This is a genomic window from Vibrio sp. QJM3NY_27, assembly GCF_057785955.1.
The window spans coordinates 3,221,736-3,243,778 of the sequence record NZ_CM173511.1 but is presented as its reverse complement, the minus strand read 5'-3'; the positions used below and the strand labels follow the sequence as shown (position 1 = coordinate 3,243,778).

Annotated in this window: 19 protein-coding genes; 11 read left to right on the top strand and 8 right to left on the bottom strand. The window is 45.6% G+C overall.

Annotation, left to right across the window (positions count from 1 at the left end; genetic code table 11):
* Window positions 1–147 precede the first annotated feature (147 nt).
* Window positions 148–1,047 (top strand): methylenetetrahydrofolate reductase, encoded by a 900-nt coding sequence (gene metF / locus AC3CIA_RS14605; RefSeq protein ID WP_004729683.1) that lies wholly within the window; start codon window positions 148–150, stop codon window positions 1,045–1,047.
* Window positions 1,048–1,162: 115 nt separating this feature from the next.
* Here metF and AC3CIA_RS14600 read toward each other — a convergent pair whose 3' ends face one another.
* The 3 genes from AC3CIA_RS14600 to argE all read right to left on the bottom strand — a co-directional run bounded on the left by AC3CIA_RS14600 (window position 1,163) and on the right by argE (window position 6,100).
* A complete protein-coding gene (locus tag AC3CIA_RS14600) occupies window positions 1,163–1,702 on the bottom strand; it encodes a PadR family transcriptional regulator (protein ID WP_065207413.1) in 540 nt (179 codons plus the stop codon).
* A 373-nt stretch (window positions 1,703–2,075) separates the two neighbouring features.
* A complete protein-coding gene (gene ppc / locus AC3CIA_RS14595) occupies window positions 2,076–4,712 on the bottom strand; it encodes a phosphoenolpyruvate carboxylase (protein WP_488518263.1) in 2,637 nt (878 codons plus the stop codon).
* Window positions 4,713–4,963: 251 nt separating this feature from the next.
* Window positions 4,964–6,100, bottom strand: a complete 1,137-nt coding sequence (gene argE / locus AC3CIA_RS14590; RefSeq protein WP_009848891.1) for an acetylornithine deacetylase — start codon at window positions 6,098–6,100, stop codon at window positions 4,964–4,966.
* 153 nt (window positions 6,101–6,253) lie between these two features.
* Here argE and argC point away from each other — a divergent pair, with 153 nt between their 5' ends.
* The 4 genes from argC to argH all read left to right on the top strand — a co-directional run bounded on the left by argC (window position 6,254) and on the right by argH (window position 11,606).
* Window positions 6,254–7,258: an N-acetyl-gamma-glutamyl-phosphate reductase gene (argC, locus tag AC3CIA_RS14585; protein WP_479263553.1), complete on the top strand. Its 1,005-nt coding sequence runs from the start codon at window positions 6,254–6,256 to the stop codon at window positions 7,256–7,258.
* A 12-nt stretch (window positions 7,259–7,270) separates the two neighbouring features.
* A complete protein-coding gene (gene argB / locus AC3CIA_RS14580; protein WP_054548223.1) occupies window positions 7,271–8,059 on the top strand; it encodes an acetylglutamate kinase in 789 nt (262 codons plus the stop codon).
* 113 nt (window positions 8,060–8,172) lie between these two features.
* Window positions 8,173–9,384, top strand: coding sequence for an argininosuccinate synthase (locus AC3CIA_RS14575; RefSeq protein WP_009848894.1), 1,212 nt, complete (start codon window positions 8,173–8,175; stop codon window positions 9,382–9,384).
* Between the two features lie 347 nt (window positions 9,385–9,731).
* Window positions 9,732–11,606: an argininosuccinate lyase gene (gene argH, locus AC3CIA_RS14570; RefSeq protein ID WP_004729676.1), complete on the top strand. Its 1,875-nt coding sequence runs from the start codon at window positions 9,732–9,734 to the stop codon at window positions 11,604–11,606.
* A gap of 243 nt (window positions 11,607–11,849) precedes the next feature.
* On the opposite strand, the gene AC3CIA_RS14565 is transcribed toward argH, so the two are convergent.
* Window positions 11,850–12,098: a DUF3624 domain-containing protein gene (locus tag AC3CIA_RS14565; RefSeq protein WP_054548222.1), complete on the bottom strand. Its 249-nt coding sequence runs from the start codon at window positions 12,096–12,098 to the stop codon at window positions 11,850–11,852.
* 87 nt (window positions 12,099–12,185) lie between these two features.
* On the opposite strand from AC3CIA_RS14565, the gene AC3CIA_RS14560 reads away from it, so the two are divergent.
* A complete protein-coding gene (locus AC3CIA_RS14560) occupies window positions 12,186–12,533 on the top strand; it encodes a RidA family protein (protein WP_004729674.1) in 348 nt (115 codons plus the stop codon).
* 329 nt (window positions 12,534–12,862) lie between these two features.
* Here the strand turns inward: AC3CIA_RS14560 and AC3CIA_RS14555 are convergent, their stop codons facing one another.
* The 3 genes from AC3CIA_RS14555 to AC3CIA_RS14545 all read right to left on the bottom strand — a co-directional run bounded on the left by AC3CIA_RS14555 (window position 12,863) and on the right by AC3CIA_RS14545 (window position 15,542).
* Complete coding sequence (locus AC3CIA_RS14555; RefSeq protein ID WP_019821393.1) at window positions 12,863–14,329, bottom strand: dihydrolipoyl dehydrogenase; 1,467 nt, start codon at window positions 14,327–14,329, stop codon at window positions 12,863–12,865.
* 261 nt (window positions 14,330–14,590) lie between these two features.
* Window positions 14,591–15,319, bottom strand: a complete 729-nt coding sequence (locus tag AC3CIA_RS14550) for a glutathione peroxidase (protein ID WP_146456924.1) — start codon at window positions 15,317–15,319, stop codon at window positions 14,591–14,593.
* A 43-nt stretch (window positions 15,320–15,362) separates the two neighbouring features.
* Complete coding sequence (locus tag AC3CIA_RS14545) at window positions 15,363–15,542, bottom strand: hypothetical protein (RefSeq protein ID WP_054548220.1); 180 nt, start codon at window positions 15,540–15,542, stop codon at window positions 15,363–15,365.
* On the opposite strand from AC3CIA_RS14545, the gene oxyR reads away from it, so the two are divergent.
* Window positions 15,541–16,434 (top strand): DNA-binding transcriptional regulator OxyR, encoded by an 894-nt coding sequence (gene oxyR / locus AC3CIA_RS14540; RefSeq protein ID WP_019821390.1) that lies wholly within the window; start codon window positions 15,541–15,543, stop codon window positions 16,432–16,434. The genes AC3CIA_RS14545 and oxyR overlap by 2 nt on opposite strands.
* A gap of 112 nt (window positions 16,435–16,546) precedes the next feature.
* On the opposite strand, the gene AC3CIA_RS14535 is transcribed toward oxyR, so the two are convergent.
* Window positions 16,547–19,108, bottom strand: coding sequence for a penicillin-binding protein 1A (locus AC3CIA_RS14535; RefSeq protein ID WP_019350879.1), 2,562 nt, complete (start codon window positions 19,106–19,108; stop codon window positions 16,547–16,549).
* Between the two features lie 151 nt (window positions 19,109–19,259).
* Between AC3CIA_RS14535 and pilM the strand changes: the two genes are divergently transcribed.
* The 4 genes from pilM to AC3CIA_RS14515 are packed head-to-tail and all read left to right on the top strand — an operon-like array spanning window position 19,260 to window position 22,010.
* Window positions 19,260–20,285: a type IV pilus assembly protein PilM gene (gene pilM / locus AC3CIA_RS14530; protein ID WP_054548219.1), complete on the top strand. Its 1,026-nt coding sequence runs from the start codon at window positions 19,260–19,262 to the stop codon at window positions 20,283–20,285.
* A complete protein-coding gene (locus AC3CIA_RS14525) occupies window positions 20,269–20,883 on the top strand; it encodes a PilN domain-containing protein (RefSeq protein WP_171308880.1) in 615 nt (204 codons plus the stop codon). The genes pilM and AC3CIA_RS14525 overlap by 17 nt, the downstream gene beginning before the upstream one ends.
* A complete protein-coding gene (locus tag AC3CIA_RS14520) occupies window positions 20,876–21,505 on the top strand; it encodes a type IV pilus inner membrane component PilO (RefSeq protein ID WP_054548217.1) in 630 nt (209 codons plus the stop codon). Before AC3CIA_RS14525 ends, AC3CIA_RS14520 begins: the two co-directional genes overlap by 8 nt.
* A complete protein-coding gene (locus tag AC3CIA_RS14515; RefSeq protein ID WP_422641389.1) occupies window positions 21,489–22,010 on the top strand; it encodes a pilus assembly protein PilP in 522 nt (173 codons plus the stop codon). The genes AC3CIA_RS14520 and AC3CIA_RS14515 overlap by 17 nt, the downstream gene beginning before the upstream one ends.
* Window positions 22,011–22,043: the final 33 nt, after the last annotated feature.

Here is a 22,043-nt window from a genome sequence, read left to right as displayed (position 1 = left end):
AGTTTTACTCACGATCTACTTGAGAAAAATTCATAATGGATCTGTTGACATTAAATCGTATTCAATACATTCTACAGACATATAGACGTCTAAACGTCGTTTAAGGATTTGAGTTTTAGTGGTTGCTTTTGCCACAGGGAGAGTAAGATGGGATACACACACGCTAGTCATATCGACGCTTTAAATCAGAATATCGCTGAGCTTTCTGACAACATCAATGTGTCATTTGAGTTTTTTCCACCAAGCAGTGAGAAGATGGAAGAGACCTTGTGGAACTCTGTTCACCGTCTTAAAACACTTCAACCAAAATTTGTATCGGTAACTTACGGTGCAAACTCGGGTGAACGTGACCGTACCCACTCAATCATTAAAGAAATTAAGAACCAAACTGGCCTAGTGGCAGCACCACACCTAACATGTATTGATGCGAGCCGCGAAGAGCTGATTCAAATTGCCGACGACTACTGGGCAAATGGCATTGAAAGTATTGTTGCGTTGCGTGGTGACATTCCAGCAGGCGGCGGTGCGCCAGAGATGTACGCATCTGATCTAGTCGAGCTACTTAAATCTCGCCACGATTTTGATATCTCAGTAGCGGCATTCCCTGAGGTTCACCCTGAAGCAAAAAGCGCTCAATCTGATCTTATTAACCTAAAGCGTAAAGTGGATGCGGGCGCGAACCGTGCTATTACGCAATTCTTCTTCGATGTAGAAAGCTACCTACGTTTCCGTGACCGTTGTGTAGCGGCAGGTGTGGATGTTGAGATTGTACCGGGTATCTTGCCAGTATCTAACTTCAAGCAAGCGTCTCGTTTCGCTGCGATGAATAACGTAAAAGTACCGGGCTGGATGGCGAAGCAATTCGAAGGCTTGGATGATGATCCAACGACCCGCCAGTTAGTCGGTGCGAGCCAAGCGATCGATATGGTTCGTACGCTGAGCCGTGAAGGTGTGAAAGACTTCCACTTCTACACGCTAAACCGTGCAGAAATGACCTACGCACTTTGCCATACTCTAGGTGTTCGCCCACAAGTTGCTGCGCTGTAATTAAGCTTCAGCCTTGTTAAAGCGCTATTTGCTGTAAATCTCAAGTCCGATAGATACAAAAAAGGCTTGGACTCTAAGAGTTCAAGCCTTTTGCTTTTCTAGCGTCTAGCTTAACTTAAGCAAGAGCACCAAGTTCAAGCAGTACTTCGTCCGCCCAAACAATCCATGCTTCACGGATAAGTAGGTTACGACGAAGCGTTAAACGCTCAAGGCGTGCTTGCTTGTCTAGTGTAGATGGCGTTGCGTAGTAAGCCGCTTCGATTTCTTTGTAGTGAGAAACCAGTTTTCGAGACTCTTCAACTAGCTCAGCAAGTTGTACACGGTAAGCGTCAGCAGGTTGTACAGCACAAGCCATTAGCTTAGCTGAGAACTCGTCACGAACGGTTGGGTGTGCAGTTGGTTGTTCAAACCATTCACCTAGCGCGCTGCGGCCTGCGTCAGTGATAGAGTAAACTTTACGATCAGGTTTGCCTTCTTGAGGCTCAAGCACGCAAGTTACCTGGTCGTTCTGAGCCATTTTATTTAGCTCGCGGTAAACTTGTTGGTGGCTAGCTTTCCAGAAGTAACCAATGCTTGAGGAGAATTCTTTTGTGATATCGTAACCAGTAGCATCGCGTGTACTTAAAACGGTTAGAATTACGTGTGGTAATGACATGTCTGAAATCCAAATGGTAAACAGTAAACAAATACTTAGACAACAAGTGTGCTTCTAATGGCACGTTATATTGGTTATGTCTAAGTAGCACCAACTCGGCGGTTGGTTATGTCACCTTACAAAGCCGTTTATCACCTAGGTTGACCAGTTTATAGGTCAAGTTGCTGCAGATTATTTTGTTGGAGTGTTTCCGCAGCGGAGCAGTAGTATATCTAAATAATAAGCATAAAGTAGAATACATGGACAAAATAACCCAAAAAACTGACAAAATACTTACTAGTGGTTATCTGGTGAAATAAAAAGGCCGCACATGGCGACCTTTTGTTCTTTTTTTAGATGTAAATGCTGATTAGGTTATAGTAGGAATCACTAATTAACCAGTGTTTCGCATACCTGCTGCAATACCTGCAATCGTCACCATTAGTGCTTCTTCTAGCTCTGCTGGTGGTGTTTCACACTTACGAGTACGGTAAAGTAGTTCTGCTTGAAGCATGTTTAGTGGCTCAACATAGATGTTACGTAGGCGAATTGATTCAAGTCCCCACGGGTCGCTTTGCATCAAGTTTTCGTTGTTCTCGACATTCAGTACAGCTTTGATGTCTTTCTGCAGTTGATCACGCAGTAGTTCACCCAGTGGCAGCAGTTCTTTATCAACAAGGCGTTGATCGTAGTACTTAGCGATTTCCATGTTGCACTTCGAGTACACCATTTCCAACATACCTAGACGAGTAGAGAAGAATGGCCATTCACGACACATTTCTTCCAGTAGCGCTTGATGGCCTTGATCTACGGAGTATTGGATTGCTTCACCTGCACCTAACCATGCTGGAAGTACCAAACGGTTTTGGCTCCAAGAGAAGATCCATGGAATCGCACGTAAGCTTTCTACGCCACCGTTCGGGTTACGCTTCGCAGGGCGAGAACCAAGGGGCAATTTGCCGAGCTCTAGCTCTGGCGTAGCTTGACGGAAGTAAGGTACAAATTTCTCTTCGCCACGAACTACGTTGCGGTAAGCCTCACAAGAAACTTGAGAAAGCACTTCCATTAGGTCGCGCCACTCTTGCTTTGGTTCTGGTGGCGGCAGAAGGTTCGCTTCTAAAATCGCACTTGCGTATAGGTTGAAACTGTTTACGGCAACATCTGGCAAGCCAAGTTTAAAGCGGATCATTTCGCCTTGCTCTGTCACACGTAAGCCGCCTTTTAAACTCTTAGGTGGTTGAGAAAGAAGTGCAGCATGCGCAGGAGCACCACCACGACCAACTGTACCGCCACGACCGTGGAATAGAGTCAGTTCAATGCCTTCTTCTTCACAAACCTTAACCAGCTTGTCCATCGCGTCGTATTGCGCCCAACCTGCAGACATTACGCCGGCATCTTTTGCTGAGTCAGAGTATCCGATCATCACCATTTGGTGGTTCTGGATAAAGCCACGGTACAAATCGATGCTCATTAGCTGTTTCATTACTGCTTCTGAGTTGTTCAAGTCGTCCAGCGTTTCGAACAATGGACATACGTCCATGCGGTACGGGCAACCACATTCTTGCAGCAGCAAGTGAACAGCCAGCACATCCGATGCTGTACGAGCCATAGAAATTACGTAAGCACCAAAGGCTTCGCGAGGTTGAGCAGCAACGACCTTACAGGTGTCTAAAACCTCTTTGACCTGTTCAGATGGCTCCCAGTCGCGCGGTAGCAGTGGGCGTTTTGAGCTTAATTCATTGGTTAAGAAAGCAACCTTGTCTTGTTCGCTCCACTGGTCGTAATCGCCAATGCCTAAGTAGCGAGTCAGTTCAGATAGGACATCTGAGTGACGTGTACTTTCTTGACGAACATCGAGACGAACTAAATGCACACCGAATGCTTTCAGGCGACGTAGGGTATCAAGCAGAGAACCATCTGCGATTACGCCCATGCCACATTCGTGCAGCGATTGGTAACACGCGTAAAGTGGTGTCCAAAGTTGGTCGATGTTCTGCAGTGTTTCTTTCTTCGGTACTTCAGCATCATGCAGTTTTGCGTCAAGCACTTCTAGCGTGTTGTTCAGCAGAGTGCGTAGGCTCTTAAGGATTGCACGGTAAGCTTCGTGCTCATCGCCAGCCAATTCACGAACGGCATCATTACACTTCGTCATCGACAGTTCGGTAATCAGCTCGTTCACGTCACCTAGGTACAGATCAGCGGCTTTCCAGCGAGATAGGCGCAGTACTTCTTTGGTGATGGTGTGCGTTACGAATGGGTTACCATCGCGGTCGCCACCCATCCAAGATGAGAAGTGAACTGGGCGTGCATCGATTGGTAGGCCTTCACCAAGGTAACCTTTTAGTCGGCCATCCATATCACGTAGGAAATCAGGCACGGCTTCCCATAGAGAGTTTTCTACAACCGCAAAGCCCCACTTAGCTTCATCAAGTGGTGTCGGGCGTTGCTGACGAATCACATCAGAGTGCCAACCTTGAGCGATAAGCTGCTCTAGACGACGTTCTGTTTTCACGCGTTCTTTGTGTGATAGGTCGCTTAATTCTAATTTAGACAGACACTCGTTGATCTTAACCAGCTTGTTGATCATGGTTCGACGAGTGATTTCTGTTGGGTGAGCGGTCAAAACGAGTTCAATGTTCAGGTCGCGAACGGCTTGAGCCGCGTCTAGCTTGCTGATGTCATTTTGATTTAGTTTAGAAAATAGAGATTGCAGCACGTCTGGTTCGCAAACATGCTCCTCACAGTGGCGAGAGATGGTGTGGTATTGCTCTGCCATGTTGGTGAGGTTGAGAAATTGGTTAAATGCACGAGCAACAGGAGTGAGTTGTTCGTTCGGCAGGTTTTTGATTTCTTCAACTAGGCTGTCACGGTCAGCTTTGTTGCCTGCGCGGGCGGATTTGGAAAGTTTACGGATAGTCTCCACTTTCTCTAAGATAACGTCACCATGTGCATCTTGGATTGTGTTACCTAGCAAGCGTCCCAGCATGCTTACGTTACTCTTGAGAGCGGCGTATTTCTCGTTCATTGTCATCCTGCCTCGTAAAAAAATTACATCCATTGTTCCTTGTTAAGTACACAATCTAGCGAAAAGTGCTGTATCTAGTCAAATAAAGCATTCTAAGTTTGCAATTATTAGGTTTAAAAATGCGGGAGAAGTAAATTTTTCAAAACTTAGAGAAAAAGTGAAATTTAATTACAAGATCAGGCTGTGTCAGGGATAACAGAATAAAAGCCACCTTTTTGGGTGGCTTATATACGAAAATATTGGAAGGGAAGTAATAACTAGAAACAATATTTACGGATCGATTTACTCAGAACATCAATTGTTGGGTCAATAAAATCGAAGCTTAAGAACTCATCCGGTTGGTGAGCTTGGTCAATTGAGCCTGGACCTAACACCAAGGTTGGACATAACTCTTGAAGGAAAGGTGCTTCAGTACAGTAGTTCACGGTTTGAGATTCAGTTTCACACACCGATTCCATTCCACCGATAAATGGATGATCGTGCTGACACTCGTAACCCGGAATAGGTTCGTGTAGTGGAGTAATCTCAATTCTGCCCGGCCATTTTGCTTCTACTTCTTTAAGTGCGCTACGCAGCATGTTATCCAAGCCATCTAAGCTGATACCCGGTAAAGGACGAACATCATAGTGCAGTTCACAACACCCACAGATACGGTTAGCGCTGTCGCCACCGTGAATATGACCAAGGTTTAGAGTAGGGCTTGGAATTGCAAAACCCGGGTGGTGGTACTCCTTGACTAACTTGTCACGCAGCTGCATTAAAGCAAACAGCACTTCATGCATGATCTCGATGGCGTTGACGCCTAATGCAGGATCAGAAGAGTGGCCTGACTTACCCGTGACTCGAACAGCATTAGCGACATGGCCTTTATGACCGCGAATCGGCACGAGGCTGGTTGGCTCACCAATGATGCAGTAGTCCGGTTTAAACGGTGCATTTTCAGTGAAATGACGTGCACCCAGCATGGTGGTTTCTTCGTCACAGGTTGCTAATACATAAAGCGGCTTGGTTTGCTTGCTCCAATCCATCTTCTTCGCGGCTTCATAAACGAAGGCAAAAAAGCCTTTCATATCGGCGGTGCCCAATCCGTAAAAGCGGTTGTTGTGTTCTGTCAGTGCGTGAGGGTCGAAGTTCCAACGTCCTTCATCGAATGGCACGGTGTCGCTGTGTCCTGCAAGCAGTAAGCCCCCTTCGCCAGAACCCATCTTTGCGACCATATTATGCTTGCCGGGTTCGACCTCTACCACCTCAACACTAAAGCCTACGTCTTTAAACCATTGAGCCATTTTTTCGATCACTTTCTCGTTGCCATGATCCCAGCTTGGATCGGTCGAGCTAATGGAGTCGGTGGAAATCAGGCCTTTATAGACCTCAAGAAAACTCGGTAATTGCATAATAACTTCACTTCTACTATTGACAGGAAAACCATAAGTCGGTAAAACACATATTAAATCATATTTAATGCATAAGAAATCAAATAAAGCTAAAAATTAAGTATGAATAGTCAAATTTGAAATGTAACTTACCTCAAGAATGGATGTGTTGAGATGTTGAAAACCACGATCATTGGCGCAAGCGGCTATACCGGAGCAGAACTGGCTCTAATGATAAACAGACACCCTGAGCTCACGCTATCAGGTTTATATGTCTCAGCCAATAGTGTAGACGCAGGTAAACCTATTGCGGCACTGCACGGTAAGTTAGCTGGCTTGATTGATATGCCAGTACAGCCATTAACGAATCCAGAAGAAGTGGCAAAGCAGTCTGATGTGATTTTCTTAGCCACTGCACACGAGGTAAGTCACGACCTAGCGCCAATCTTTCTAGAGAACGATTGCCAAGTGTTCGACCTATCGGGTGCCTTTAGAGTTAAAGGCGAAAACTTCTATCAAGAGTTTTACGGTTTTGAACATCAACACGAACAATGGCTAGACAAAGCGGCTTACGGTTTAGCTGAATGGAACGAACAAGAAATTAAAGAAGCTCAGCTTGTCGCAGTAGCGGGTTGTTACCCAACCGCATCACAACTGGCGATTAAGCCTTTGGTTGAAGCAAAGCTACTTGATACAAACCAATGGCCAGTGATTAACGCGACCAGTGGTGTCACTGGAGCAGGCCGCAAGGCGAGTATGGTCAACAGCTTCTGCGAAGTAAGCCTGCAAGCTTATGGTGTATTCAACCATCGTCATCAACCTGAAATGGCTGCACATCTAGGATGTGATGTGATTTTCACCCCGCACCTAGGCAACTTTAAGCGTGGCATTTTAGCGACCATTACCATGAAACTAGCTGACGGTGTGACAGAACAACAGATACAAGAAGCCTTCGAGCAAGCTTATCAAGGTAAACCAGCTGTGAGATTACTCGAAGAAACATTGCCAAGAATTCAAGATGTAGAACAAACACCTTTCTGCGACTTAGGTTGGAAGGTACAAGGTCAGCACATCATCGTTGTTTCAGCGATTGATAACTTATTAAAGGGTGCATCTAGTCAAGCGATGCAGTGTTTGAATTTACGTTATGGTTTTGCACCATTAACTGCGTTAGTGTAAGGAAATCTAGATATGAGCCTTAATAATCAACCATTAATCATAAAGTTAGGTGGCGCTGCGCTATCTTGTGGTGAAACACTTAGCAAGTTATTTGGTGCGATTTCAGCTTACCAACAGCAGGCACAGCGACCAATCGTGATTGTTCACGGCGGTGGTTACCTTGTTGATGATTTGATGAATAAGTTGAACCTTGAAACCGTTAAGAAAGAAGGGCTACGTGTTACTCCTTATGATCAGATTCCTTTGATCGCTGGTGCGCTAGCGGGCACGGCCAACAAATTGCTTCAAGGTCAGGCGATTAAAGACGGCATCAACGCTGTTGGTTTGAGCCTAGCTGATGGTGGTCTATGTAAAGTCAGCGAGCTGAATCCTGAATTGGGTGCAGTAGGTAACGCTGAGCCGGGCGACTCAACCGTCCTGCAAGCCATTCTTAATGCTGGAGCACTGCCAATCATTAGCTCGATTGGTTTGACTGAGCAAGGCCAACTGATGAACGTCAATGCAGACCAAGCTGCTGTAGCTGTAGCTGGCGCGCTTGATGCTGAACTGGTACTGCTTTCTGATGTCAGTGGTGTATTGGATGGTAAAGGCCACCTGATTCCAAGCCTTAATCAGCAACAAGCCGATGACCTTATTAAAGGTAAAGTGATTACCGATGGCATGATCGTGAAAGTACAAGCTGCACTAGAAGCGGCTAATGACCTCGGACGACCAATTGAAGTTGCAACCTGGCGATACCCAGACAAGCTGACACAACTTTTTGCAGGTAAGAGCATAGGAACACAGTTTTTACCTCAGTAGACCTCACTACGAGTTACTACTAAAGAATTTAGATAAATAAATTAAATATATAATTATTAAAGTGATTTCCAACGCTGACCGCCATGTGCAGTATGGAAACTAGGAGAAAGAAAATGAGCAAAGTTAACGTAAAGAAAGTTGTAGTAGCCTACTCTGGCGGTCTAGACACATCAGTAATCATCCCATGGTTGAAAGAGAACTATGACTGCGAAGTTATCGCATTTGTTGCTGATGTAGGCCAAGGCGATGAAGAGCTGATTGGAATCGAAGAGAAAGCAAAAGCTTCTGGTGCGTCTGAGTGTTACATCGCTGACCTTAAAGAAGAGATGGTGGCAGATTACATCTACCCAACGCTTAAAACAGGTGCTTACTACGAAGGTAAATACTTGTTAGGGACTTCAATGGCTCGTCCAATCATTGCGAAAGCTCAGGTTGAAGTTGCACGTAAAGTAGGTGCAGACGCTCTATGTCACGGCTGTACAGGTAAGGGTAATGACCAAGTTCGTTTTGAAGGTGCATTTGCTGCACTAGCACCAGACCTACACGTAATTGCGCCTTGGCGTGAATGGGATCTAGTAAGTCGTGAAGAGTGTCTAGATTACCTAGCAGAGCGTAACATCCCTTGTACGGCTTCTCTTACCAAGATTTACTCGCGTGATGCAAACGCATGGCATATCTCTACAGAAGGTGGTGTTCTAGAAAACACATGGAACGCACCGGATGAAGATTGCTGGGCTTGGACTGTAGACCCAGAGCAAGCGCCAAACGAATCTGAAACAGTGACGCTTAAAGTTGAAAAAGGTGAAGTGGTTGCGGTTGATGGCGAAACAATGACGCCATACAACGCGCTGGTTTACCTAAACGAGAAGGGTGCTAAACACGGTGTTGGTCGTATCGATATCGTAGAAAACCGTCTTGTTGGCATGAAGTCTCGTGGTTGTTACGAAACTCCAGGTGGCACAATCATGATGGAAGCACTACGTGCAGTAGAGCAATTGGTTCTTGATAAAGCGGCATTCGAATTCCGTGAAGAGCTGGGTGTTAAGGCTTCTCACCTTGTATATGACGGCCGTTGGTTCACTCCGCTATGTAAGTCAATTCTTGCAGCAACAGATGAGTTAGCACAAGACGTGAATGGTGAAGTGGTTATCAAACTTTACAAAGGCCATGCAACGGTGACTCAGAAGCGTTCTGACAACAGCCTGTACTCAGAAGAGTTTGCAACCTTTGGTGAAGATGAAGTATACGACCAAAGCCACGCTGAAGGCTTCATCCGTCTTTACTCGCTATCAAGCCGTATCCGTGCTCTGAATAGCCAAAAGTAATCCGAACAATGAGTTAGTGAGCTAGCCTTTAGCGAAGGGTTGAAGGCCAGTAAACAGACATCATTATGCAAAGCCCATTTACTATTGATTAGTGAGTGGGCTTTTTGCTTGCTGTTTGTTTAATAAATCAGCTTCGGTTTTTACTGTCGAATGGCATATAATTCGCGCTCCAAGCTGAAAATAATCAATGGAATGAACCTCTGGTGAATAAATATGTGAAAATAATGAATTAATACTTTATTTTCATTTTGAATTGCCGTAAGTTTAAACCATCAGAAAAATACTGAATCTTAATCAGAATTATCATTTGCAAAAACAGTGAGCACTGTGCAATTAGGAGATACACAATGGCATTATGGGGCGGTAGATTTACCCAAGCAGCAGACACCCGGTTCAAAGATTTTAACGATTCTCTTCGTTTTGATTACCGATTGGCTGAGCAAGACATTGTGGGCTCTATTGCCTGGTCAAAGGCTCTACAATCGGTCAACGTTCTAACAGAAGAAGAACAGCAAAGACTAGAGCTTGCACTGAACGAGCTAAAACTCGAAGTGATGGAAGACCCTGAACAGATCTTGCGTTCTGATGCAGAAGATATTCACAGCTGGGTTGAGCAACAACTTATCGGCAAAGTCGGTGATTTGGGCAAAAAACTGCATACTGGCCGTTCTCGTAATGACCAAGTAGCGACTGACCTTAAACTATGGTGTCGTCAACAAGGTAATCAACTGCTGTTAGCGCTTGATCGTCTGCAAAGCCAAATGGTGAATGTTGCTTCTCAGCATCAAGAAACCGTGCTTCCTGGCTACACTCACTTGCAACGTGCTCAGCCGGTAACTTTTGCTCACTGGTGCTTGGCTTACGTTGAAATGCTTGAGCGTGATTATTCTCGTTTGAATGATGCGATTAAGCGTCTAGATACATGTCCGCTGGGTTCTGGTGCCCTTGCAGGAACCGCTTACCCGATGGACCGTGAAGAGTTAGCTCACAACTTAGGCTTCCGCCGTGCAACGCGCAACTCTCTAGATTCAGTCTCTGACCGTGATCATGTGATGGAGCTGATGTCGATCGCTTCTATTTCAATGCTTCACCTTTCACGTCTTGCAGAAGATATGATTTTCTACAACTCAGGTGAATCGAACTTCATCGAGTTAGCGGATACCGTGACGTCAGGTTCATCTCTGATGCCACAAAAGAAAAACCCTGATGCGCTCGAACTTATCCGTGGCAAAACTGGCCGTGTTTATGGTTCATTAGCCGCAATGATGATGACAGTGAAAGCCCTGCCTTTGGCGTACAACAAAGACATGCAAGAAGATAAAGAAGGTCTGTTCGACGCTTTAGACACTTGGAATGATTGTATGGAAATGGCTGCTCTTTGTTTTGACGGTATTAAAGTGAACGGCGAACGTACACTTGAAGCAGCGAAACAAGGCTACGCGAACTCAACTGAGCTGGCTGATTACCTAGTAGCGAAAGGCATTCCTTTCCGTGAAGCTCACCATATTGTTGGTGTGACGGTAGTGGCGGCGATTGCTAAAGGCTGTGCATTAGAAGAGTTAACCATCGCAGAGATGAAAGAGTTCTCTGAGGTGATTGAAGAGGATGTGTATGACATCCTGACCATTGAATCGTGTCTTGAAAAACGTAGCGCGCTAGGCGGTGTATCACCACAGCAAGTGGCTTACGCGGTTGACCAAGCTGAGAAGCGTTTATCACAGCGTGACACTTCCATCGTGAAGGTTCGTCCTGCTCGTCTGACGGATATTGAAGCGTTGGAAGGCATGGTGGCCTACTGGGCGAACATGGGTGAAAACCTACCTCGTTCTCGTAATGAACTGGTGCGTGATATTGGCTCGTTTGCTGTCGCAGAACATCATGGTGAGGTGACAGGTTGCGCCTCACTCTATGTGTATGATTCTGGTTTAGCGGAGATTCGCTCGCTCGGTGTTGAGGCTGGGTGGCAAGGTCAAGGGCAGGGTACAGCGATTGTGCAGCACTTGGTTGATAAAGCACGACAAATGGCCATTAAGAAGGTGTTTGTACTGACTCGTACTCCAGAGTTCTTTATGAAGCATGACTTCTTACCGACATCAAAATCTCTGCTGCCTGAGAAGGTGCTGAAAGATTGTGACCAGTGCCCTCGTCAACATGCATGTGATGAAGTGGCCTTGGAAGTGAACTTGGTAGAGCAGATCATCGCTAAGGTTAATGTTGCATAAAGCATTGATTTTATAGCCCCTAAAAAAAAGATCAAAAAATTGATCTTTTTTGGGAACAAATTAAGAAAAGTCCGGTCTATTAAAGTACCACTGCTTTTTCTTAGAATTTTCTAAGAAAGCCCTAGAATCGATTGGTTCTGGGGCTTTTTTCTATCTGCTGTTTGGGAAATGATGATGACTTGCTAAGTCGGGTCATTTTATTGGGTATCTAGCCTTTATTACTTATCTAGCAAAGTCTCTCTGTTAACGCTTTTTGTTCCTTAAAGGCAGCACCACAAACTTCATTATCCAATGTAACGACAGCAAACCACTGAATGCGAAAGCAGCCATCATCAAAGCGATGGCATTGATGGTTTTTGGGTCTTCTTTGAAAAACAACCACCATACTCCCCAACTTAAAATCGACAACACCATCAGCTGATTCATACAGCGCTGACAGCGGCCGAGTTTGTTACGGGTTTTTTCACTTTTATTGCAATGAATGCATGTCATCTTGGGTTTGATTCGCGTTATGCTTGTTGCCTTGATAATAACACGTCACAAGATATTGGATCACGGTGACACAGAGAGAGAAAGTCGATGATTGAGCGCCAAGAAACCAAACAACGCATGAGCCGTATTGTTAAACACAACGGCACTATCTACCTATGTGGCCAAGTGTGTGCTGATGCAACAAAAGACATCACTGAGCAAACACAAACTATGCTGGATAAAGTGGAAGCGCTACTTGAGCAAGCGGGTAGCGACAAAGAACACATGCTGTCAGCAACGATTTACTTGAAAGACATGAAAGACTTCCAAGAAATGAACGCAGTTTGGGATGCATGGGTACCAGAAGGTCACGCTCCAGCTCGCGCATGTGTGACTGGCGACATGGCTCGCGAAGCGCTACTTGTTGAGATCTCTGTGATTGCTGCTGAGAAGTAATCGCTAAGTCTTTAGCGACAAGTAATGGCTTCAAGAGATTCCAGATACCTCGTCCCTCGGTTCTGGAATGACGGTTAAGTTTTGGTTTAACTGATGCGTCACTTTGGTCTGCTTCAGCTTAGATGCGTATTAAAAAGCATCGTTATACTGGTTAGCTTCGGATTGACGGTATAGGAAAATTATCGTCATTCCCGAAAGCGACGAAGGAGCGTAATCGGGAATCTATTATTTGCTCGTGGCCAAAAACAAAAAGGAAAGCCAATGGCTTTCCTTTTTAGTACCTAGTCTCTGTTAATAGACCAAACTGCTAGTTTTGCAACGACCTGAGATTAACAACCAGGGCCACAATCTAGACAGTGTTTCACCATCTCTGGACCAAGGTGCAGTTTCGCATTCAGGTCACGTAGCGCTGTTCGTACACCTTCTTCAATTACTGGGTGGTAAAATGGCATATCCAACATTTCAGAAACCGTCATCTTTTTCTGGTGTGCCCATGCGAGTAAGTGAGCCAAATGTTCTGCGTTTGGTCCCATCATCTCAGCACCAAGGAAACGGCCTGTACCTTGCTCGCCGTAAACGTGCAGAATACCTTTGTTGCGTAGCATCACTCGTGAACGACCTTGGTTCTCGAAAGACACTTCACCTGTTGCGAAACAGCCACAGGTGCCTAAGCGGGTTATGATCTCTTTGTAGGTTTCACCCACCATCGCGATTTGTGGGTCAGAGAATACCGCAGAGATTTTAGAGCGGCGTAAGCCTGCGCGAATCTCAGGGAAGCGACCTGCATTATCACCCGCAATACGTGCTTGGTCTGCTGCTTCATGCAGTAGAGGCAGTTGGTTGCTTGCATCTCCGGCAATAAATACTGATGGCAGTGATGTTTGTAGCGTGTAGTGGTCGGCAATTGGAACACCACGCTCATCAAGCTCAAGAGAGGTATTCTCTAGGCCAAGCTTATCAGTGTTAGGACGACGGCCTGTTGCTGCCAGTACGTATTCAACGACGTTAGTTTCTAGTTCACCTTGCTTATTGATGAACTGGATTTCGACGCGATCTTCACCTGATTCTGTGGTAATACGCTTCATGCTTTCGATTTTCACGTCAGCATCAAGGTAGAACTCTTCATTGAAGGCTTTATCTGCATACGCCATGATTTCTGGGTCGGTTACTGGGCCAACTTGACCACCCAAACCGAACAGTTTGGTCTTCACACCTAAGCGATGCAGTGACTGACCAAGCTCAAGACCAATCACACCAGGGCCAAATACTGCGACTGATTCCGGTAAATCATCCCAGCTGAACACGTCGTCGTTAATGATCAGGCGGTCACCAAGCTCATTCCAAACTGCCGGATATGCAGGGCGAGAGCCGGTCGCGATAACAATACGCTTAGCGGTGACAACCGTGTGGTCATCGATTTGTAGCGTGTTGTCGTCTAAGAACTTTGCGTAGCCAGAAATCTTGTCTTGCTCTGGGATTTCATCAACACCTTCTAAAACAAAACCAACAAAACGGTCACGTTCAAACTTCACTCGGTCCATCACTTCACGGCCGTTAATCACGATATCACCTTGTGGGTGAACGCCAAAAGCCGGAGCTTTCTCGATTTGGTGTACGCTTTCAGCTGCTGCAATAAGCAGTTTAGATGGCATACAACCAACACGAGCACAGGTTGTACCGTAAGGGCCGCCTTCAATCATCACGACACTGTCAGTGTGTGCTTTTGCAGCGCGGTAAGAACCTAGACCTGCTGTACCGCCCCCGATAACTGCTACATCTACATTGACTTGTTTCATAATAATTTTCTCGCAATGGCTAAATTTAGTGTGAACGAACCCCTCCAACTCTGGTGGTTTTTTGAGAGTCAGGATTGCGGGTCAGTTTTGTGATTCTGTTTTATTAGGTTTAGCTTGTGACTCTTAGGTTTGCGAGCTACGAGCTATATTCTTTTCCAAAGCTCAGATAAGAGTGGTTTGGAATAGCTAACCCACAAGAGGGTGGGTTAGCTGGTATTACTAAGCTATTTAATTACTAAGCGTTTATTAGCGACTAAGTGATTAACCTAGGAAAGTTTCTAGTTCTTCGCTACCACCGATGTGTTTGCCACCGATGAATACTTGAGGAACGGTAGTGCGACCAGAGATTGCACGTAGGCTTACTGTTGTTGCGTCTTTACCTAGAACCACTTCTTCGTAGTTTAGACCTTTGTCGATTAGGTTCTGCTTTGCTTTCATACAGAAAGGACAGCCTGGCTTAGTGAATACTGTGATTGACTCTTGCTCTTTGTGTTCAGGAGCAAGGTAGTTAAGCATAGTATCAGCATCAGAAACCTTGAACGGGTCGCCTGGTACGTCTTCTTCGATGAACATTTTTTCTACCACGCCGTTTTTAACCAGCATGCTGTAGCGCCATGAACGTTTGCCAAAGCCGATGTCGTTTTTCTCAACTAGCATACCCATGCCGTCTGTGAAGTCGCCGTTGCCATCTGGGATGAATGTGATTTTTTCAGCTTCTTGGTCTGCTTTCCATGCGTTCATTACGAACGTGTCGTTTACAGAAACACAAAGGATGTCATCAACGCCGTTTTCTTTGAATACAGAGTGCAGCTCGTTGTAACGAGGTAGGTGGCTTGAAGAACATGTTGGTGTAAACGCACCTGGTAGGCTGAATACGATAACTGTCTTGTCTTTGAATAGCTCTTCCGTCGTTACGTTAACCCATGCATCACCTTGGCGAGTTGGGAATGTTACTTGAGGGATTAATTGACCTTCTTTAGATGCAAACATATTGATTTCCTTAAATAGTATTTTAATTTTGTTCTATCAGAGCTTAACGTTTTTCTGTGCTCTGTTTCGTTTCGTTGAGCCCATTATTAGATAAATCCTTTGATAGCTCTAATCGTTTGATGTTATGGTTTTGATAGGTAAATTCTATCAAGAGCATTTTTCTTTTAAATGTTTCTATTAAAACCCTTGTTCTTATTAAAACCTGAGGTAAGAGACTGAGCATGAACATTCGTGACTTTGAATACTTGGTGGCGCTCGCTGAGCACAAACATTTTCGAAAAGCAGCAGAAGCGTGCTTTGTAAGTCAGCCGACATTGAGCGGTCAAATACGCAAACTGGAAGATGAAATTGGACTTCAGTTAACCGAGCGTAGCCCAAGGAAGGTAATATTTACAGAATCAGGTTTACAACTTGTTGAGCAAGCCAAGCGCATTCTCAACGAGGTAAAGACGTTTAAAGATATGGCAAGTGGACACGGTGAAGCGATGACGGGGCCGATGCATATTGGTTTTATCCCGACCGTTGGCCCGTACATTTTGCCTAAGATCATTCCTTATCTAAAAGAGAGTTTCCCCGATCTTGAGCTTTACCTGCACGAAGCGCAGACACATCAGTTAGTGAGCCAGTTAGAAGATGGCAAACTTGATTGCTTGGTGCTGGCTGCGGTAGATGAAACGGCGGCGTTCAAAGAGATTGATGTCTATGACGAGCCATTAAGCGTTGCCGTACCGTGTGATCATGAATGGGCACAGCAGGATGCTGTCGATATGCTGCAGTTAAATGGACAAACCGTACTTGCACTGGGCGATGGTCATTGCTTACGAGACCAAGCCTTGGGCTTCTGTTTTGCTGCGGGTGCAAAAGATGATGAACGCTTTAAAGCGACCAGCTTAGAAACGCTGCGTAACATGGTAGCGGCAGGGGCGGGTATTACCTTGTTACCTCAGTTATCGGTTCCAAAGGAAAAACAGAAAGATGGCGTGTGTTACGTGCCAGCGGTGAATCCAACACCTTCACGTCGCATTGTTGTTGCCTACCGACCGGGCTCTCCGCTAAAGGGGCGTTTTGAGCAACTGGCTGAGGCTATCCGAACTCAATTGGAAAAAGCGGCTTAGCACTCGAGTTTAGAGTTGAGTTCGTTCAGATGTAGATATAAAAAAAGGGTTGATATGAATTCATATCAACCCTTTTTTGTTGGTTCATCTTACTAGGTTCAACAAACCCTAGCTAGAACAGCTCTTCTACTGCTTCGCCTGATGACGTTGAGTAGATGTCATCATTGAAACGTTCAGTGATGTACTCAGTTGGCTCTGTGCCTTTCTCGAAGTACTCGAACATCGATGAGCTATCGAACTTGTTAGTCAGTAAGCCAGTTTCACGGTCGATACGAACACGAACGATGTTCTCCGGAATCTCTTTACGTTCAGCAGGAACGCCCGCTAACGCAGTACCCATGAAATCAACCCATGCAGGTTCTGCTGTTTTAGCGCCCGCTTCGGCACCGGTAATTTGGCTCTTGCCAAGGTTAGAGTTCGCTTTAGTTCGACCTAGGTTACGGTTGTGGTTATCAAAACCAACCCATACCGTTGCCACCATGCCAGGGCCGTAGCCGCTGTACCATGTATCTTTCGAGTCATTGGTTGTACCGGTTTTACCGCCAATGTCACGACGCTTCAACGGCTGAGCTCGCCAACCTGTACCATTCCAACCTGTGCCAGCACTCCAGTCACCGCCGCCCCAGATGTTGCTGTACATCATTTCGCGAACAAGGAATGCGTTTTGCTCAGAGATGACTTGAGGCGCGTATTGCACTTTGGCATCCACATCTTGCTCTGCAAACTCATCGGCCATTGGGTCTGTGGCAACCTTATGATCGCAATTGTCCTTACAAACCACTTTTGGTGTTGCTTCGAATTCAGTCTCACCAAATGGCGTTTCAATGCGGCTGATGTAGAAAGGTTCAACGTAGTAGCCGCCATTAGCGAATACTGAGTAACCTTGAGCTACCTTCATTGGCGTTAAGCTACCCGCACCTAGAGCAATGGTTTCAGAGCGAGGTACTTCGTCAATATCAAAACCAAAACGAGTTAGGTAGTTACGAGTATCATCTAAGCCAACTTCACGCAGCACACGCACAGCCATTACGTTTTTAGATTGAGCTAAGCCAATACGTAAACGCGTAGGACCCACGTAGGTCGGTGGTGAGTTCTTTGGTCGCCATGCGGTACCTTGGCTCTTATCCCATTGATTGATAGGTGCATCGTTGATCAGTGATGCCAACGTTAGGCCTTTATCAATGGCCGCTGAGTAGATAAATGGTTTGATACCAGAACCCACCTGACGAATAGATTGCGTCGCACGGTTGAATTTGTTGTGAACAAAGTTAAAGCCACCCACCATCGACAATACTGCGCCGTTGTTCGGGTTCATTGCAACAAAGGCAGTATTCGCATTGGGTACTTGGCTTAGTCGCCATTCAACAGGTGTTTCTGACTTCGCCTCTGCTGACTCTTCTGTCGGTTCTTCAGATACTTCGTCTCCTGTAATTGCTTCATGGCGAACCCAAACTTGCTCACCAACAGCAAGAATCTCTTTCGCTTGAGAGGGGGCTGGTCCTTGGCGATTATCCGTTAGGAATTTACGTGCCCAGTTCATGCCTTGCCACTCAATAGTGCCTTCGCCTTGGTTTTTAACCCAAACTTGAGCGCTTTTTGAATCAACCGCGGTAACAACAGCAGGGACTAAGTCACCATAGGTTGGTTGAGACTTAAGGTGTTTAACGATTTGTTCCTGATCCCAAGCTGATTGAGCCGTCTGCCACAATACTTTTTCTGCACCACGGTAGCCGTGACGCTCATCGTAGCCAAGTAGGTTCTTAATCGCCGCTTGGTTCGCTGCTTTTTGCAGTTTCGAATCAACGGTCGTGTAAACCTTCATGCCTGATGTATAAGCAGCTTCGCCATAGCGTTCAACCATCCACGCACGTGCTACTTCAGCAACATACGGCGCGCTCAGTTCAATCTCTGCACCGTGGTATTTCGATATCAATGTCTCGCTACGAGCTTCATCGAACTCTGCTTGAGTGATGTATTTCTCGTCTAACATACGACGTAATACCACGTTACGACGGTGAGTCGCGCGCTCAATCGAATAGATAGGGTTCATCGTGGACGGTGCTTTTGGCATACCCGCCAGCGTAGCAATTTCACTCAGGGTGAGCTCGGGGAGATCCTTTCCGAAATAAACACGCGCTGCCGCGCCAAAACCGTACGAGCGGTGACCAAGGAAGATCTTATTTACATAAAGTTCCATGATCTCTTCTTTGCTAAGCAGTTGCTCGATATGGATTGCAATGAAGATCTCTTTGATCTTACGCATGATCTTTTTCTCATTAGATAAGAAGAAGTTACGCGCAAGCTGCTGAGTAATGGTACTCGCCCCTTGTTTGGCTGAACCCGACATAGCAACGACGAGCGCTGCACGGGTGATACCGATTGGGTCAATACCTGGGTGTTCGTAAAAACGGCTATCTTCGGTGGCAATCAGAGCTTCAACTAAGTGGCGAGGAATCTCGTCATAAGTCACTGGGTTGCGACGCTTTTCGCCAAATTGAGAGATCAACTTACCGTCTTGACTGAAGACTTGCATTGGCGTTTGGAGCTTCACGTCACGCAAAGTGGCAACATCAGGCAACTCTGGTTTTACGTAATAATAAAACCCAAAAATTGTACTGACTCCAAGAATCATGCAAATCAATGTAAATATGAATAATCGCTTTATGAACTTCACCGGATAATCCCTGATTAGTTAAGGCTGATAAGCAGCAAACCCTTGTACTCTAGGCTAAAAACTTAGCTTTCGTTTATTAACGCTTATTTAACTAATAATCACAACCCCTAGATAATCAACGAAATGCTTGGCACTTCAGGAGCTAGGTCACATGGGTTCATCATTAATTACAGGTATAGATATAAATCATCACAGCATCAAAGCCGTGGTACTAAAACCCGTGGGGGAGTTGTATGCCCTAGTGGGATACAAAGAGCTGCCGATTTCGGACGACATTTTTACAGCTAACCATACTTTGGAGTATCAGAAAACTGTTAAGAAACTTAAAGAACTTAGGAAAGGTCTGCCTTTTGGCTGTTGCAACGTCGCTATTTCAGTACCTGATAACACGGTGATCAGCAAAGTACTGCAAATAGAAAGTGAGTTAGAAGATAGAGAAAAAGAGTTTTCGATCTATCAAACCTTTGCTCATCAATCTCCCTTTCCGATAGAGGAGCTGAGTTTAGATTTTGTAAAGCTAGAAGACAAACGATTTGGTAAAGGTTCGACAAGCAGTTACCAGGTATACGCCACACGTAAAGAAGTGGTGGATAGCCGAGCGGATGCTTTGACCAAAGCTGGTTTTAAACCTGTGGTGGTAGACACGCAGGCGCATGGACTGCTTAACATCTGGCAAATGGCATCGCGCCTATACCCCGAAAAGAAAAACTGGCTGCTGGTGGATGTGGGAATCGACCAAACGTCGCTAGGCCTTATTCCACAAGGTTTGGCACCGTTTTATAAAGATATCGCTTTTGGTACCAAAGATCTTCGCAGCAGTGGTGCTGCAAGTGATATCGAGAGTGTGTTCGCCACCACTGAAGATACACATCAATTTATTGTTAATTTGATTGAGAAGCTCAAGCGTCAATTACAGCTCTATTCATCAGGAAATGCACAGCAACCTATCTCAGGGATCTGGCTGATGGGCGAGGGCGCCAGCATTCCTATGGTAACCGAAGAGCTAGAACGTCAATTTCAGTTGAGTTGCGAGTCACTGAACCCTTTGTCTCTATTTGAGAATAAGGTGGCGAAGCGACGTCGATTACCAACGAACTGGCAACATTTTGGTATTGCGGCGGGTATGGCGATGAGTGGACTCAAGTGGCAGGGAGAAAAGCATGTTGCATCAAATTAACCTGCTGCCGTGGCGTGATGAGATTCGCGCTCAGCACAAGAAGCGCTTTATTCATCTTATCATTCTTGGTGTCATCATCGCTTTTGCAGGGCAATGGGCGGTTGGTCACTATTTTTACGACCAACAAGCCAAGCAGCAAGCACGTCTTAGTTACCTCAATCGATATATTGCCGAGCTCGACCGACAAATTCAGTCATTAAAGGTCGCGGAGCAGGAGCATAAAGCGATTCTGACCAGGCTTGATGTAGTCGAATCATTGCAGCTTGGTCGCAACAAGACCACCGACTTTATGAACCTGATGCCGAAGCTTATTCCTGAGGGTGTGTATGTCGACAAAATAAAGATGAATGGTCAGGAGATTGAAATGTCGGGCATCAGCGACAGCACCGCTCGTCTTGCTACCATGTTGGACAATCTAGAGCGTTCTGATTCTCTGGAAGGGGTCGAGATGCACTCCATCGTTCATAACCGCAAGCGCTTCAATAAAGAGTTTCAGACCTTCAAGGTCTCTTTTGTGTTTAGCCCTGTTTCTTTAGAAAACACAACCGCAGAGGGCACAACTGCGAACATAAAAGAGAAGGGGGCGAATCATGGCTAACTTTCAAAATAGGATTAGTTGGCAAAATAGGATGAGCTTGCAAGATCTTGATGTTGATGAGATCACCGAATGGCCGTTACTGCCTCAAGTACTGGTGATTCTAGTGTTGGTCATACTTATTCAAGGAGTGGGTACTTGGTTGTATGTGCTGCCTTTGGACGATGAGCTACAGCAGATGAGGCAACAAGAGCAGACCTTAAAAGCGACCTTGAGAATAAAGGCCAATAAGGTTGCGGCCTTACCTAAGCTTCAGAGCCAGCTGGATGAGCTAACTAGCCGTTATGACTATCTATTGGAGCAATTGCCCGTTCAAAAAGAGCTAGCCAGTATGTTGGCCTCTGTGAACGAGCTTGGATTGGATAATAAGCTGACATTTACGCGAATTGACTGGGGGCAGAAACAGAACAAAGAGTTTCTCTATCGTTTACCGCTCAACATCGAGCTGACGGGTGACTACCACGAGATTGGTGATTTCTCTGCGGCCATTGCTAAGCTGCCGCGCATCATCAGCTTTGATGACGTGAATTGGCAGCGAGTCAGTCAAGAAAGTAGCACGCTGCACTTCAGGGTTCGAGCTTATACCTACCAATTTAAATCGGAGGTCAATGATGAAACCCAATAGCGTGTTTTATTCAACATTACTATTGCTTGTGCTCACGGGCTGTAAAGCGAATGAAGATTCGTTAGAAGACTTTGTAGTGCAAGTTGAGGCCAAAGCGAGAAAAGAGGTGGAACAACTGGTTCCTGCGACTGAATTTTTGGCCGCTACTTATCAGCGCCGAGCCTTTCGTCCTCCGTTTGAACTGCCTAAAGAAGCCATCGTGCAAAATCAGCCTTTAGTTAAGAAAGACTGTTGGCAACCTAGCACGCGTTCTCGTAATGGGAAATTAGAGAAGTACCCGTTGAGTAAGCTTCGTTTAAGAGGCGTCATGGGAAGCGGAACAAGTGTGTTTGGGTTAGTGCAAACACCCAAAGGGAACGTGGTAAACGTCAAAAAAGGTCAGTTTATCGGCTTAAACAATGGCCGAGTTACTAAAGTGACGAGCCAGTACGTTCAGATTAATGAAACTCTTCCAGATGGCTTAGGTTGTTGGCATAAGCGCAACGTTAGACTGGCTCTGAAGTAAACCAATGTCACATGATGTGGATATGAGATGTAA